The organism is Pseudoroseomonas sp. WGS1072 (assembly GCF_049340465.1).
GTDB lineage: Bacteria > Pseudomonadota > Alphaproteobacteria > Acetobacterales > Acetobacteraceae > Pseudoroseomonas.
The window spans coordinates 40461-53551 of the sequence record NZ_JBMPSU010000005.1 but is presented as its reverse complement, the minus strand read 5'-3'; the positions used below and the strand labels follow the sequence as shown (position 1 = coordinate 53551).

Annotated in this window: 9 protein-coding genes; 8 read left to right on the top strand and 1 reads right to left on the bottom strand. The window is 65.1% G+C overall.

The genetic code is table 11. The annotated features are described in order from the left end of the window. The first annotated feature begins 70 nt into the window (after window positions 1–70). The 4 genes from ACF3NH_RS21615 (at window position 71) to ACF3NH_RS21600 (ending at window position 4042) form a co-directional block, all read left to right on the top strand. Window positions 71–877, top strand: coding sequence for an IS5 family transposase (locus tag ACF3NH_RS21615; RefSeq protein WP_422922208.1), 807 nt, complete (start codon window positions 71–73; stop codon window positions 875–877). A gap of 321 nt (window positions 878–1198) precedes the next feature. Beyond that, window positions 1199–1783: a hypothetical protein gene (locus tag ACF3NH_RS21610; RefSeq protein WP_422925891.1), complete on the top strand. Its 585-nt coding sequence runs from the start codon at window positions 1199–1201 to the stop codon at window positions 1781–1783. Window positions 1784–1943: 160 nt separating this feature from the next. Beyond that, entirely contained in the window at window positions 1944–2720 is a 777-nt protein-coding gene (locus tag ACF3NH_RS21605; protein WP_422925889.1) for a response regulator, read from the top strand. A gap of 242 nt (window positions 2721–2962) precedes the next feature. Beyond that, entirely contained in the window at window positions 2963–4042 is a 1080-nt protein-coding gene (locus ACF3NH_RS21600; RefSeq protein WP_422925887.1) for a sensor histidine kinase, read from the top strand. A gap of 627 nt (window positions 4043–4669) precedes the next feature. On the opposite strand, the gene ACF3NH_RS21595 is transcribed toward ACF3NH_RS21600, so the two are convergent. Next, a protein-coding gene (locus ACF3NH_RS21595; RefSeq protein WP_198368402.1) for an IS630 family transposase occupies window positions 4670–5615 on the bottom strand; the annotation gives its coding sequence in 2 pieces (ribosomal slippage) (window positions 4670–5276 and window positions 5275–5615; 948 coding nt in all). 1129 nt (window positions 5616–6744) lie between these two features. Here ACF3NH_RS21595 and ACF3NH_RS21590 point away from each other — a divergent pair. From ACF3NH_RS21590 to ACF3NH_RS21575, 4 genes are all read left to right on the top strand, one after another. Further along, on the top strand, window positions 6745–8067 hold the full coding sequence (locus ACF3NH_RS21590) for a TolC family protein (RefSeq protein ID WP_422925885.1): 1323 nt from the start codon (window positions 6745–6747) through the stop codon (window positions 8065–8067). Next, window positions 8067–9320 carry an efflux RND transporter periplasmic adaptor subunit gene (locus ACF3NH_RS21585; RefSeq protein ID WP_422925883.1) on the top strand — a complete coding sequence of 418 codons (1254 nt, stop codon included), beginning with the start codon at window positions 8067–8069 and terminating at the stop codon, window positions 9318–9320. The genes ACF3NH_RS21590 and ACF3NH_RS21585 overlap by 1 nt, the downstream gene beginning before the upstream one ends. Before the next feature lie 15 nt (window positions 9321–9335). Continuing rightward, on the top strand, window positions 9336–12581 hold the full coding sequence (locus ACF3NH_RS21580; RefSeq protein WP_422925881.1) for an efflux RND transporter permease subunit: 3246 nt from the start codon (window positions 9336–9338) through the stop codon (window positions 12579–12581). A 66-nt stretch (window positions 12582–12647) separates the two neighbouring features. Further along, a complete protein-coding gene (locus tag ACF3NH_RS21575; RefSeq protein WP_422925879.1) occupies window positions 12648–13022 on the top strand; it encodes a hypothetical protein in 375 nt (124 codons plus the stop codon). Window positions 13023–13091: the final 69 nt, after the last annotated feature.

Sequence of the window (13091 nt, the reverse complement as noted above, 5' to 3'; positions counted from 1 at the left end):
CCAACCTTTGGTGCGCTCCCTCTAGAGGCTGTTATGGACCTGCGGGTGGGTAACGATCAGGCTGCGGAGCATGACTGTCCGCAAGCCCTACCCCTCTGATGTTTCTGACGACGAATGGGCGCTGGTCGCGCCCTACCTGACGCTGCTGCCCGAGGCAGCCGGGCAGCGCGAGCACAGCCTGCGCGAGGTGTTCAACGGCCTGCGCTACGTGGTGAAGACCGGCGCGCCCTGGCGCTGGATGCCGAACGACCTGCCCCCCTGGGCGGCAGTCTATCAGCAGGCGCAGCGCTGGCTGGCGGCAGGCTGCTTCGAAGCCCTGGCCGAGGATCTGCGCACCGTGCTGCGTCTGGCCGCTGGGCGAAAGGCGCGGCCCAGTGCTGCCATCCTGGACAGTCGGACGCTACGCTCCTCTCCTGAGAGCGGCGAGCGGGCGGGGTATGACGGCGCCAAGCGCAAGAAGGGCTCCAAGTTGCACCTGGCGGTCGACACGCTGGGCCATCTGTTGGCTCTCCATGTCACGCCCGCCAGCGCGGATGACCGCGCTGAGGTCGGGCGGCTGGCCCGGGCGGTGCAGGCCTCCACCGGGCAGAGCGTCGATCTGGCCTATGTCGACCAGGGCTATACGGGAAGCAAAGCAGCCGATGCCGCGAAGGCGCATGGCATCGAGCTGGAGGTGGTCAGATTGCCAGAAGCCAAGCGCGGCTTCGTGCTGCTGCCGCGGCGCTGGGTGGTCGAGCGCTCATTCGCCTGGGCCACCCGCTTCCGGCGCCTGGTGAAGGATTATGAGCGTTACGCCAGCACTCTTGCCGATCTTCACCTCGTCGCCTTCACCTGCCTCATGCTCAAACAGGCCGCTCAACTCGCCGCAGGTCCATAACAGCCTCTAGACGAAGCTTAGTCTCGTAACAGTGACAGATCCATGACGTACCTCTTCTGAAAAGAGCCAAAATTATCGGCATCCTGTTTTTAAACGATATTTCATTGATTTCGTAATACTTTGATGTAAATCGACTAAATATTAAAGAGATTCAGAAAAAATTTATTCCTCTCGGTTGTTGCCGAGCACCTACTAACCCAGCCCCGCTGGGGAGGACTCGTCATAATTCGATGCAGTCCAGCGAGATGCGCGTGAACTTCGCAAGATACCGTTCCTGGGCGACAGAAATAATCCCTGCCGCAACCAGGGGAGATCCTCAGAATGTTGAAGTTTGCTTTTGTGGCAGGTGCCATGATGCTCGCCACCACAGGCGCGATGGCCCAGGAGAGTGGCCTTCGCTGCCCCTCACCGGGCACCAAGCTGGAGCGGACCAACCAACCGACCCTGACTTACCGGGGAACCGATCCCCTTTCGCCCTTGATCTGCATCGATGGCGCGAAGCAAGCTCGCTTTCTAGGCTATTGGAGCACGAACTCCGGTTTCTTCTCGGCAGGCGGCAAGCAGCTCCTCACGGCCTTCAGTGCCGCCCGGAGCGGACCAAGCCAGGTGGTCGAGATTGAATATTTCGGCCGGAACCGCAACGGAGACAGCACTCACGTTAAGGAACAATGGCAGATTCTCGGCACAGAGCGTGTCTCCGTACCAGCCGGCGATTTCAACGCAATCAAGGTAAGCCGATTCTACAATATTGTGGCAACGAACTACAAGTACACTGAAATCGTTTGGATTGATCAATCTAGTGGCGCGCCAGTTAAATCACAAGTAACACACCTCAATGGCATTATGAGTGCCGATGTGGTCGACTGGCAGGCAGCAGAAGTCGCCACACGCTCCCACAACTCCTGAGCTAGTCCTCTGCCTACGGTCCAGGGCCGCTTCAACGGTAACGGTACAAGCGTCCCTGAACCGATCGGACTATTAGAAAGTACGCGAATTCGCCCATCTTTCGGTGACAGTCATGAACTCTGCAATTGCAGAACGAGAGCTTGAGTCTAGAAGAGCAAGTATGGAAGACACGCCGTCCGAGCGGATCTCGAAGATCGATCAACCCCCGGTTCTTTCCGGTGAAGGCTTCACGATTCTTCTGGTTGAGGACAACAGCGACCTCCGTTCGCTGCTTTTGCAAATGCTACGACGGAGTGGATTCCGGGCTCGCGGCGCGCGGAATGCTGTTGAGATGCGGGAGATCATGAGCAACAGCCATGTCGATCTCCTTTTGCTTGACGTGATGCTGCCTGGCATATCTGGCTTCGACATCTGCCGTGAGGTTCGCGCCCGAAGTTCTCTGCCAATTATTCTTCTCACGGCTTTGGGCGAAGCCACAGACCGCGTGATCGGTCTGGAGCTCGGGGCGGATGACTATATGGTCAAGCCGCCTGATCCGCGCGAGTTGGTAGCACGGATTCGTGCCGTGCTTCGACGCCGAGAACGCCTCGTTCCAGAGGAGCATTACGCGAAGCGGGACGTTGCGGTATTTCGCGAGTGGACATTGGACACACGGCAGCGCGAGCTCACCTCTCCAGACGCGAGCCGGATTGAATTGACTGGTGGCGAGTATGAACTGCTGCTGGCTTTCGTTGAACGACCACAGCGTATTCTGTCGCGGGAGCAGCTGCTTGACCTTGCCAGGGGGCGCGCTATGGGAGGCACGGAGAGATCGATCGATGCACAGATCAGTAGACTTCGTTCAAAGCTTGGCGTTCGTACTATAGCTGGTGACGACATCATCAAGACGCTTCGAGGAGCTGGTTACATGCTAACGGCTCCAGTGAGTTGGCGATGAATGCGCGTCGAAGGCAGGCTTGGCTAGACTCGTTTATCCCCCGAATTCTTGCACCCGGCGCCCTCGCCCTACTTGTGATGCTGGGTGCCAGTGTCGCTCTCCACTCCTATATTCTTGAGAGAGGCGCAGAGCGGGGCGCTGCGGAGGTAGCAGCTCTCCGGATTTATCCGACTGTTGCGGCGATCGCTTCTCTGCCAGTCACGCAGCGCGGTGAAGCCGCGGAAGAGCGGTCTACGTCTGACATGATAATCCGTTGGAATGATCAGCCTGAGGTTACTACCGGCCGCGAGCTTGGCGAAGAGCTGAAGGCCGTCATTCCGGGAATGCCTCTCTGGTTGAGTATCCGCATCGCGCTGGCGTCATCTTCCGCATCGGAGGCTACTCAGGATGTCGCGGTCAGCATACAACTTCAAGATAGATCCTGGATCAATGCGAGGGTGCGGGCGGTTTCTCTTCTATCATCGGATGACTTCGCCTTCGTTATCATCAACATCGTGACGGCGGCAGCCCTGCTGGCACTAGCGGCCTTCGCCTCTCGCCTAATTGCAAGACCATTGGCCTTGCTGGCAGCGCGCGCACGCGACCTCTCCCCAGATGGCACGCTTCGCCTCGACGGTCTCAGATCGCCCAGAGAGATTCGTGAAGTTGCAGAAGCTCTCGAAGCCGCGACGGCGCGAACCCGCCAGCTCCTTCAGCAACGCTCGCTTGCTCTCGGCGCTCTGTCGCATGATCTGCTGTCGCCCTTGGCACGTATGCGTTTGCGCTCGGAAGAAATTGTGGACAGTGCGATTCGCAATCGGCTGCTGCACGACATCGATGAGATGGCAGAGATGGTAACCGATGTCCTTGCCTACATGCGCGGCAGCGATGGAGGGGGTGAAGCCAAGGTTAGGATATCGTTCGTGTCCCTAGTGCAGGTTGTTGTCGATGAATTCGCTGAAGTTGGACATTCAATTGAGGAACGCGGCTACCAGGAATGCACAATTGTGGCGCAGCCGACGGCGCTGAAGCGCGCTATCCGCAACATTATCGCCAATGCAATCAAATACGGCCGCGATCCTTGGATCGAAGTTGTCCTAACTGGATCCAAGGCTGTGCTTTCCGTCGGTGACAGCGGACCAGGTTTGGCGCATTCTGACCTTCAGCGTGTTTTTGAGCCTTTCTTTCGCGCAGACCAAGCTCGTGCGTCCGGTGAGGGAAGTGGTCTTGGCTTGCCGACAGCGCGCGCCATCGCTGAGGCACATGGCGGGCAACTAGACTTAGAGAGTCTGCAAAGCGTCGGGACGATTGCTCGCCTCTCGCTCCCGTCTTTGGACGGGTGATGCCCGCCACCTCTTAATAAAATCGTTGCTTGTCCTCGATGTACGCAGCAACGGTAGCGATCCTACACTGTTTGCAGGATCGACTCTTCCACTACACCTCCGACTGTTCTCTGCGATAGCATCGCGTTGTGGTTCCTGCCGGAACGGAAACCGTCAAGAATTGATGCAAACGCGTCAGATAGCAGCAGGACAGGCACCTTAGATACCTGCCGTCGGCGCAACTGCGCCAAGTCAGCAGGATCTTAAGATGCAAATGTCACGACTGGCTCTAGTTTTTACGATTCCCCTCCTCGCTACCGGTTGTGCCGGGGCCAGTGAGAACCTCATGTTCCCTCGCATCGTCGGCGGTGGTGAGAACGCCGTCATCGAATACGGGCCAGGGTCTTCGACGAATGTGGTTGGGGGCGGACGGACAATTTCCCGAAGCGGAGGCGAGAACGCTAGCATTGCCTACTTTGACAGCCAGTACATCCAAAGACCGCCGACAGGAATGCAGCCTGTGGTCGTTCAGCAAGGTGAAAACTTTGAGGTCCAATGGATTCCTCTTCCGGCACACACGTCGTCGTCCCGGTAATCAAGTGTGCTCAGCGGTCCGTGACCGAGTGGCGCGCCTAGAGCATTTTCCATCTACTCCGGCTCATATCCGGCGGCGGTGAAGTAGTTGGCGCATTCTGCTGGTGTGAAGGCATCGAGGAGTTGGCCGATGGTGGCCCAGAGCCCGTCCAGGGTGCGCTCCGCCGCCTTGCGCAGGAGCGCCTTCAGCTTGGAGAAGGCATTCTCGATTGGATTGAAGTCCGGCGAGTAGGGCGGAAGGAACAGCAGGGACGCACCCGTGGCCTCGATAGCCCGGCGGGCCTCGTGGCGCTTATGCGCAGCCAGGTTGTCCAGGATGACGGTGTCGCCGGCGCACAGGGTTGGACAGAGGACCTTCTCGACATAGGCCTGGAAGGCCTGCGCGGTCATGGGCCCATCGAGCAGCATAGGCGCGGTCAGGCCTGTGAGGCGGAGACCGGCGACGAAGGTGGTGGTCTTCCAATGTCCGTGCGGCACGCCTGCACGCAGGCGCTCGCCACGTGGGGCACGGCCCCGCAGTCGCGCCATCTTGGTGCTGGCACCGGTTTCATCGATGAACACCAGGCGATCAGGATGAAAGTCAGGCTGCCGATCGAACCAGGCTTCGCGGGCCGCGGCGATGTCCGGCCGGTCCTGCTCGGCGGCGTGCGCGGTTTTTTTTGAAGGTGATCGCCCGTGCCGCGAAGAAGCGCCAGAGCGTGCCAATCCCCGCCGAGAGGCCGCGCTCGTCATGCAGCCGCTGCTGCATCTCGCGGAGGGTAATGAGGGGCCTGACGGCGACCAGGTCGAGCAGGAAATCGGCCTGCCCATCAAGCTTGGAGCCTCTGGGCTGCCCCTGGCGGCGTGCCGCCGTCTCACCCTCATCCCGCGCTCGCCGTACCCACACAACGGCTGTTGCCACACCCACTCCGAAATGGGCTGCGGCCTGCCGTGCCGACATCCCGCGTGCCGTTGCGTCGAGCACACGCGTCCGGAGATCCTGGCTGTAGGCTCGGGCCATCCTGTCCTCCCTCGCAGGAGGAAAAGCGAATCACATCCCGCCGCAGAAGGGAATCCTCTTCTGAATCGGTGAACGCGGAAACTGCTCTAGCCTGATGAGCAGCGGGGTGTTTCCGGGAGACATCACCTGTACCGCCACCAGAAGGAAGGTGCAGTCTGTTGTCCCTGGTCGGAGAAAAGGAACTGCCGCATGGGCCGCTTCCAGCAGCATCCTGGAGCGGTCATCAGGAACCCGAGGAACGGGTGATGCCCTCTATGGCCTATCAGATGGTCGCGTGAGGCCAGATTGGCGCAATGATACGCGATTGTCGGCAGGTTGGTCCGCACGATCTTGCTGCCCGGTACCAGGCAGCGGAGGCTGGATTTCTAGGATGACAGGCCAGCCGAAGCCATCATCAACGCGCGCGCCACGAGTGCTAACTTCAGCATCATTAGGTTCTTTGCATATGGCGGCCAGGGGCGCTGCCCGTGCCGCTGTTGGAAGGCTGCCGGGGTTTTCCTGTCCTGCTGAAGGGCTCACATCGTTTTGTGACAGCGCTGGATGGCAGGTAACCTGATTGGCTGTACGCGGTAGAGGGCTTGGAGGTGTGGTCCTGCCTCCGGGGCAAGCATGCATGCCGCAAGGTGGGCTCTGCCCGTTTGCGTGACACATCGGGCAAAATCGACTAGGAGGTTTTGGCATGTGTGCTCTTGGCACATCGTCGGTCGTGTCGGTGCTGCGCGTGGGGATCTTCACGATCTTCTGCGCGCTGACGATACTGCTCGCAGTCCTTCCCGCCAACGCGGCGGATGACACCGGGGCTGGGGCTGCGGCCACCATCAAAGCTGTCTTCTCGGACGACGCGGATAACGATTTGGCAACGCGGCCGGACGCACTCCCAGGCCATGGCAGCGGTCCCTTTTGCGGACACCTCGCACCACTCCGCGGGTTCCAGATCGCCATCTGTCCCTCGGCCGGTGAAGTTGCCACGAGGTTCTCCCTCGCTCCTGCGCACGCCCTTGTACCAGGGCCTACGATACTCCCGACCGAACCACCACGCGCCTGACGCTGGCCTGCTCTTGTCGGCTACGCCGGCCTCCAGACGGAGGACCTGTGTGGACTGCTTACGGCTCGTTTTTTAGGTGCTTCAATGACAATCAAGGTCTTCTGCTTGGCGGTGGCCCTTGCCATCGCCCCGGCCGTAGCCCACGCGCAGGAAGCGCGTTCGGTCGCTGCTCCGCTCATCATCACGTCGCCACAGCAGGCGGTGGAGGCCGCCCTCAGCGTTTCTCCCGCCCTCCGAGGCGCCGGGGCCGCCCGCCGTGCCGTGCAGGCGGATGCCCTGCAGGCGCGGCTGCGCCCCAATCCGGAACTGAACACCTCCTTCGAGAACTTCGGCGGCTTCGGTGGCCGCAACGAGAACCGGGGCTTCACCACCCTGGAGACCACGGTCGGTCTGTCCCAGCGCATCGAGCTGGGCGGCAAGCGTGGTGCCCGGATGGACTACGCGGCCCGAAACACGGCCGTGGCCGAGCTTGATTTCAACGGGGTGCGCCTGGAGGTCGCGCGGGAGGTGATCACCGCCCTTGTCGCGGCTGAGGCCGCGAACCGGCTGGCTGAGGTCGAGCGGGCACGCGCGCGCCTTGCCGCCGAGACGCTCCGAGCCTCTCGCGGCAGGGTCGAGGCGGGTCGCGACCCGCTCCTGCAGGCTGAGCGGGCCGAGGTCGTGCGGGCCACCGCCGACATCGCCGCCGACCGGGCGCAGCGCGAGGTCGAGATCGCGCTGGCCGACTTGGCCGTCCTGATTGGCGTGCCGCGGGTCGAGCTGGCGCCGCGACAGCCTTGGTTCGAGGACATGGGGCCTGCGCCGGTCCGTTCCACTCCGGCCGATCCTTTGGCCCGCTTGGCGGCCAATCCGGAGCTGGCCCGGCTGGAAGCGGCCATTGCCCAGCAGCGATCCAATCTGAACCTCCAGCGCTCCAACGCGGTGCCCGACCTGACGGTGAACGCCGACGTGCGCCGGTACGGCGACACGGGCGAGACCGCGTTCATCGCGGGCGCCTCCATCCCGCTGCCCTTCTTCGACCGGAATCAGGGCGGCCTCGCCCGCGCACACGCCGAGCTGACCCGGGCCGAGGCCGAGGCCGAGCGGGGCCGCAGCGCCCTGGTGGCCCAACTGGTCACGGCGGAGGAACGCCTGGCGCTCGCCTGGCGCGCCGTGCAGAGCCTCCGCCGTACCGCTCTGCCGTCTGCCGAGCAGGCGGCCCGCTTCGCGTCCGCCGGATTCAGCGAAGGCCGCTTCGGCTTCCTCGACGTCCTGGACGCGCAGCGGTCGCTCTCGGACACCCGCGCCCAGTTGGTCGAGGCCTACCGCGACTTCCACACCCTCCGTGCGGCCGTGCAGCGCCTGCGCGGCGAGCTGCCCGCCGTTCCGCCCCGGCCCACGAACATCCAGACCAGGAGTGCCCGTTGATGCTCCGCATGACCCTGATGGCCGGGGCCGCCCTTGGCGGGCTCGCGGTCGCCACCGTCTTCCCCTCCATTCCGGAGACCACCCGCAGCCTGGTCGGCTTGCCCGTGCCGCCTGCCGTCGGCGCAGCCTCGGCGCGCGCCGCAGCCGAGAAAGGTGACGGCCACAACCACGCCGAAGGCGGAGAGCACGCGGAGGGCGAGGAAGGCCACATCGAGATGACGGCCGAGCAGATCGAGGCGGCCGGGATCCGTGTCGCCTCGGTCGGATCGGGCGTGCTGGTCAGCCGGGACGCCGTGCCCGGCGTCCTGGCCGCCAGCCAGGACCGGCAGGCACGTGTCACGGCTCGTTTGGGCGGCATCGTGGCTGAGGTCCGCAAGACCCTGGGCGACGAGGTCGCCCAGGGCGAGGTGCTGGCCGTGCTCGAGAGCCGGGAGGTTGCCGACGCGAAAGGCGAGTTCCTAGCGGCCATCCGGACCGCGGTGCTGGCCGAGACTACCCTGGCGCGGGAGACCCGTCTTTGGCGGCAGCGCATCTCAGCCGAACAAGAGTTTCTGCAGGCCCGCGCGGCGGCCGAGGACGCCCGCATCAAGGTGGACCTCGGCCGCGCCCGCCTCGCGGCCTTCGGCCTGTCGGAGACCGAGATCGCGGCGCTGGCCCGCCAGCCCGCCACCACGCTCCGGCGCCTGGAACTCCGTGCGCCCATCGCGGGACGGATCACGGCCCGCAACGCCGTCCTCGGTGCCGCGGTCGCCGCCGACGCCGAGGTCTTCTCGGTAGCCGACCTGTCTAACCTCTGGGTCGAGCTGACGATCCCGCCGCGGGACGTGCCGATGGCTCGGCAGGGCCAAGCCGTCCTCATCACCGGGGACGGGGAAGCACGCGTGGAAGGGAAGATTGTTTTCCTGAGCCCGGTCCTGGATCCCGAAACGCGTTCGGCGCGGGCCGTGGCCGAGATCCCCAACGCCGATGGCTCCTGGCGTGCCGGTGGCTTCGTCACGGCGCACCTCTCGACGGCCGAGCAGCCCGTGGACGTGCTGGTGCCCCGGGAGGCGGTGCAGGAGGTCGAGGGCAACAAGGTCGTCTTCGTTCGGAACGAAGAGGGCTTCGAGCTGCGCGAGGTGGCGCTCGGGCGCGAGGACGCGAACGGTTATGAGGTCGTCTTCGGGCTGGACGCCGGGACGGAGATCGCTGTGGGCAACGCCTTCTCGCTCCGCGCCGAGCTCAGCAAGTCCGAAGCCGGTCATGCGCACTGAGAAGCAGGACCTGACATGATCGGACCCATCCTCGACTTCTCCGTCCGCAACCGCTGGACGGTGGTGGTGCTGGCCGTCATCGCGGCCTGCATCGGCGCGTGGTCCATCGCGCGGCTGCCCATCGACGCCACGCCGGACATCACCAACAACCAGGCGCAGATCAACACCGTCGCGCCCTCGCTCTCACCCTACGAGATCGAGAAGCAGGTCACCTTCCCGATCGAGACGGCGCTGGCGGGCATCCCCGGACTGGAGAGCACGCGCTCCATCTCCCGCAACGGCTTCAGCCAGGTCACGGCGGTGTTCACCGAGGGCACCGACATCTACTTCGCCCGCCAGCAGGTGCTGGAGCGCCTGATCGAGGCGGGGGAGGCCATGCCCGAGGGCGTGGAACCCCGCCTCGGGCCGGTCTCCACCGGGCTCGGCGAGGTCACGATGTGGACGGTGCGCTTCGCCGACCGCACAGTAGGCGACGTCAAGCCGAACGGCACCCCGGGGTGGCAGGCCGACGGCAGCTACCTGACGCCGGAACGCGAACGCCTCGCCACCGAGACGGACCGGGCGACCTACCTGCGGACCGTGCAGGACTGGATCATCCGGCCCCAGGTCCGCAACGTGCCGGGCATCGCGGGCGTGGACGCCATCGGCGGCTACACCAAGCAGTATGTGGTCCAGCCCGATCCGAGCCGCCTCATCGCCCTGGGTCTGAGCTTCGGCGACCTCGCGACCGCGATCGAGCGCAACAATGTCTCGACCGGCGCAGGTTACGTGGAGCGGGGCGGTGAGGGCCTGGTCGTCCGCTCGGGCGGCCGAGTCACCACTGTGGCGGAACTGGAACAGGTGGTCGTCACCACCCGCGAGGGCACCCCGATCCTCCTCCGCGACGTCGCGCGGGTCAGCATCGGCCAGGCCCCGCGGACGGGCAGCGCCAGCGGCAACGGCCAGGAGATGGTGGTCGGCACCGCTCTCATGCTCATCGGCGAGAACAGCCGCACGGTGGCCGCCGCCGTCCACGCTAAGGTCGACGACCTCAAGCGGACTCTACCGGTCGGCATCGAGGCCACGGTCGTGCTGGACCGCGGCATCCTGGTTGATGCCACCATCAAGACCGTCGCCAAGAACCTCGGCGAAGGCGCGCTCCTCGTCGTGGTGATCCTGTTCCTGATGCTGGGGAACATCCGGGCCGCGATCATCACGGCGATGGTCATCCCTATCACCATGCTGCTCACCTCCTTCGGCATGGTTCGAGGCGGCATCTCGGCCAACCTGATGAGCCTCGGCGCCCTGGACTTCGGCCTGATCGTCGACGGCGCTGTCATCATCACCGAGAACAGCCTGCGCCACCTGTCCGAGCGGCAGCACGAAAAAGGGCGCCTCCTGACTCTCGGAGAGCGCCTGGAGACGGTCGCGGACAGCGCCAAGGAGATGATCCGGCCGTCGCTCTACGGCCAGGCTATCATCATCCTCGTCTACGCGCCGCTCCTGACGTTCACGGGCGTCGAGGGCAAGATGTTCATCCCGATGGCGCTGACCGTCATCATCGCCCTAGCATTCGCCTTCGTCCTGTCCCTGACTCTGGTCCCGGCGCTCATCGCCATCGCCATCACCGGGCGCGTCCAGGAGAAGGACGTGTGGATCGTGCGTGGCCTCAAGCGCGCCTACGCTCCGGCACTCGGACGCGCGTTGCGGGCACCACTGCCCGTCATCGCGGTGGGCGCGCTGCTGTTCATGGGCTCCCTGGGCCTGTTCTCACGTCTGGGGCAGGAGTTCATCCCGCAGCTGGACGAGGGCAATCTCGCCATGCAGGCGTTGCGCATCCCGAGCACGTCACTGCAGCAGTCCCAGGCTATGCAGTCCGTGTTGGAGCGCCGCATCTCGCGCCTGCCCGAGGTGCAGATCATCTACTCCAAGACCGGCACAGCCGAGGTGGCGTCCGACCCGATGCCGCCGAACGCGTCGGACACCTTCATCATCCTCAAGCCGCGCGACCAGTGGCCCGACCCCTCACTGCCCAAGGCAGAGCTGGTCCGCCGCATCGAGCAGTCGGTCGCGGGCATCCCGGGCAACGCGCTCGAGTTCACCCAGCCCATCCAGATGCGCTTCAACGAGTTGCTGGCGGGCGTGCGCGGCGACCTCGCCGTGAAGGTCTTCGGCGACGAGTACGGCCCCATGCTGCAGGTCGCCGCGCAGATCTCGCAGATCCTCAACGGCATCGAGGGCGCCGCGGACGTGAAGGTCGAGCAGGCGACGGGCCTGCCCTTCCTGGAGGTCACGGTGAACCGCACGGAAGTCGCCCGCAGGGGCCTGAGCGTCGCCGACGTCCAGGCTGTGCTGGCGGCAGCGGTCGGCGGCCAGGAGTCGGGCATGGTCTACGAGGGCGACCGGCGGTTCGCCATCGTCGTCCGCCTGCAGGAAAGCCTGCGCAACAACCTTGAGGCACTGCGGAACTTGCCGGTGCCGCTGCCACCGGTGGCGGGCAGGCCCGCCACCTCGGTGCCGCTGCAGCAGCTGGCCAGCCTCAACGTGGTCGAGGGTCCGAACCAGATCAGCCGAGAGCAAGGGCGGCGCCGCGTCGTCATCCAGGCCAATGCCCGCGGCCGCGACATCGGCTCCATCGTGGCCGAGGCGCAGGCGAAGGTGACCGAGCAGGTCCAGCTGCCGCCCGGCTATACCATCACTTGGGGCGGCCAGTTCGAGAACCTCGCCAAGGCCCGCGACCGGCTGAGCGTCGTGGTGCCCGCCTGCTTCCTGCTCATCATCGTCCTGCTCTTCGCGGCGCTGGGTTCGGTCCGGGACGCCCTGCTGGTCTTCAGCGGGGTGCCCCTGGCCCTGTCCGGCGGCCTCCTGGCGCTCTGGCTGCGGGACATGCCGTTCTCCGTCCCGGCGGCGGTGGGCTTCATCGCGCTCTCCGGCGTGGCGGTGCTGAACGGCTTGGTGATGGCGACCTCCATCAAAGGCCTGATGCAGCAGGGGCACCTGTCCCTGCGGGACGCGGTCTACCAGGGCGCCATGATCCGTCTGCGGCCCGTGGCCATGACGGCGCTGGTGGCGTCGCTGGGCTTCGTCCCCATGGCCCTGGCCACCGGAGCGGGCGCCGAGGTCCAGAAGCCGCTGGCCACCGTGGTCATCGGCGGCCTGATCAGCGCGACCTTGCTGACCCTGCTGGTGCTGCCCGCCCTCTACGTGCGCTTCGGGCGTGTCCAGAAGCCCGTGCCGGAGGACGTCGTTCCTGCCGGGGCGCGGCACGCCGCGGCCGAGTGAGTCCGCCGGGAGGGGCGTCCAGCCCCTCCCGGCGACACAGTCCACCCACCAACGAGGACATAAAACGTGCGGACAATCCTTCTCGCGGCCCTGGCGGCCGTCTCGCTCTCCACCGGCGCGCTGGCGCAGTCCCATGGCCACAGTGACCAGGGCGCCCATGGCGGCCGCATGCAGGACATCGTCGGCGTGCATGCCGAGCTTCTGGTGTCCGACCGGACCCTGACGGTCCACCTCTACGACGAGGCGGGGAAGCCGGTCCCGTCGGCGGGCTACACGGTGTCCGCGCTGGTCGGCTCCGGCCAGGCGCGCCAGGTCGTGCAACTGGCGCCGGGTACCGAGAACACCCTGGCCGGGACGGCCGCGAGCGCCCCTCCGGGCGGCGCCCCCGTGACCCTGCAGGTCAAGAACCCCGCCGGGCGCAGCGGCCAGGCGCGCTTCTGACACAGTTGGGAGCCGCGCCGTCCGTCTCGGGCAACGCGGCTCCGCACCGTCGCGGGGAAGTGCACGAGG

Bases quoted from the DNA above. Each gene is read 5' to 3' on its own strand.
- ACF3NH_RS21580 (WP_422925881.1), top strand. From the start codon at position 9,336: ATGATCGGACCCATCCTCGACTTCTCCGTCCGCAACCGCTGGACGGTG.
- ACF3NH_RS21605 (WP_422925889.1), top strand. From the start codon at position 1,944: ATGGAAGACACGCCGTCCGAGCGGATCTCGAAGATCGATCAACCCCCG.
- ACF3NH_RS21610 (WP_422925891.1), top strand. From the start codon at position 1,199: ATGTTGAAGTTTGCTTTTGTGGCAGGTGCCATGATGCTCGCCACCACA.
- ACF3NH_RS21585 (WP_422925883.1), top strand. From the start codon at position 8,067: ATGCTCCGCATGACCCTGATGGCCGGGGCCGCCCTTGGCGGGCTCGCG.
- ACF3NH_RS21590 (WP_422925885.1), top strand. From the start codon at position 6,745: ATGACAATCAAGGTCTTCTGCTTGGCGGTGGCCCTTGCCATCGCCCCG.
- ACF3NH_RS21615 (WP_422922208.1), top strand. From the start codon at position 71: ATGACTGTCCGCAAGCCCTACCCCTCTGATGTTTCTGACGACGAATGG.
- ACF3NH_RS21600 (WP_422925887.1), top strand. From the start codon at position 2,963: ATGATAATCCGTTGGAATGATCAGCCTGAGGTTACTACCGGCCGCGAG.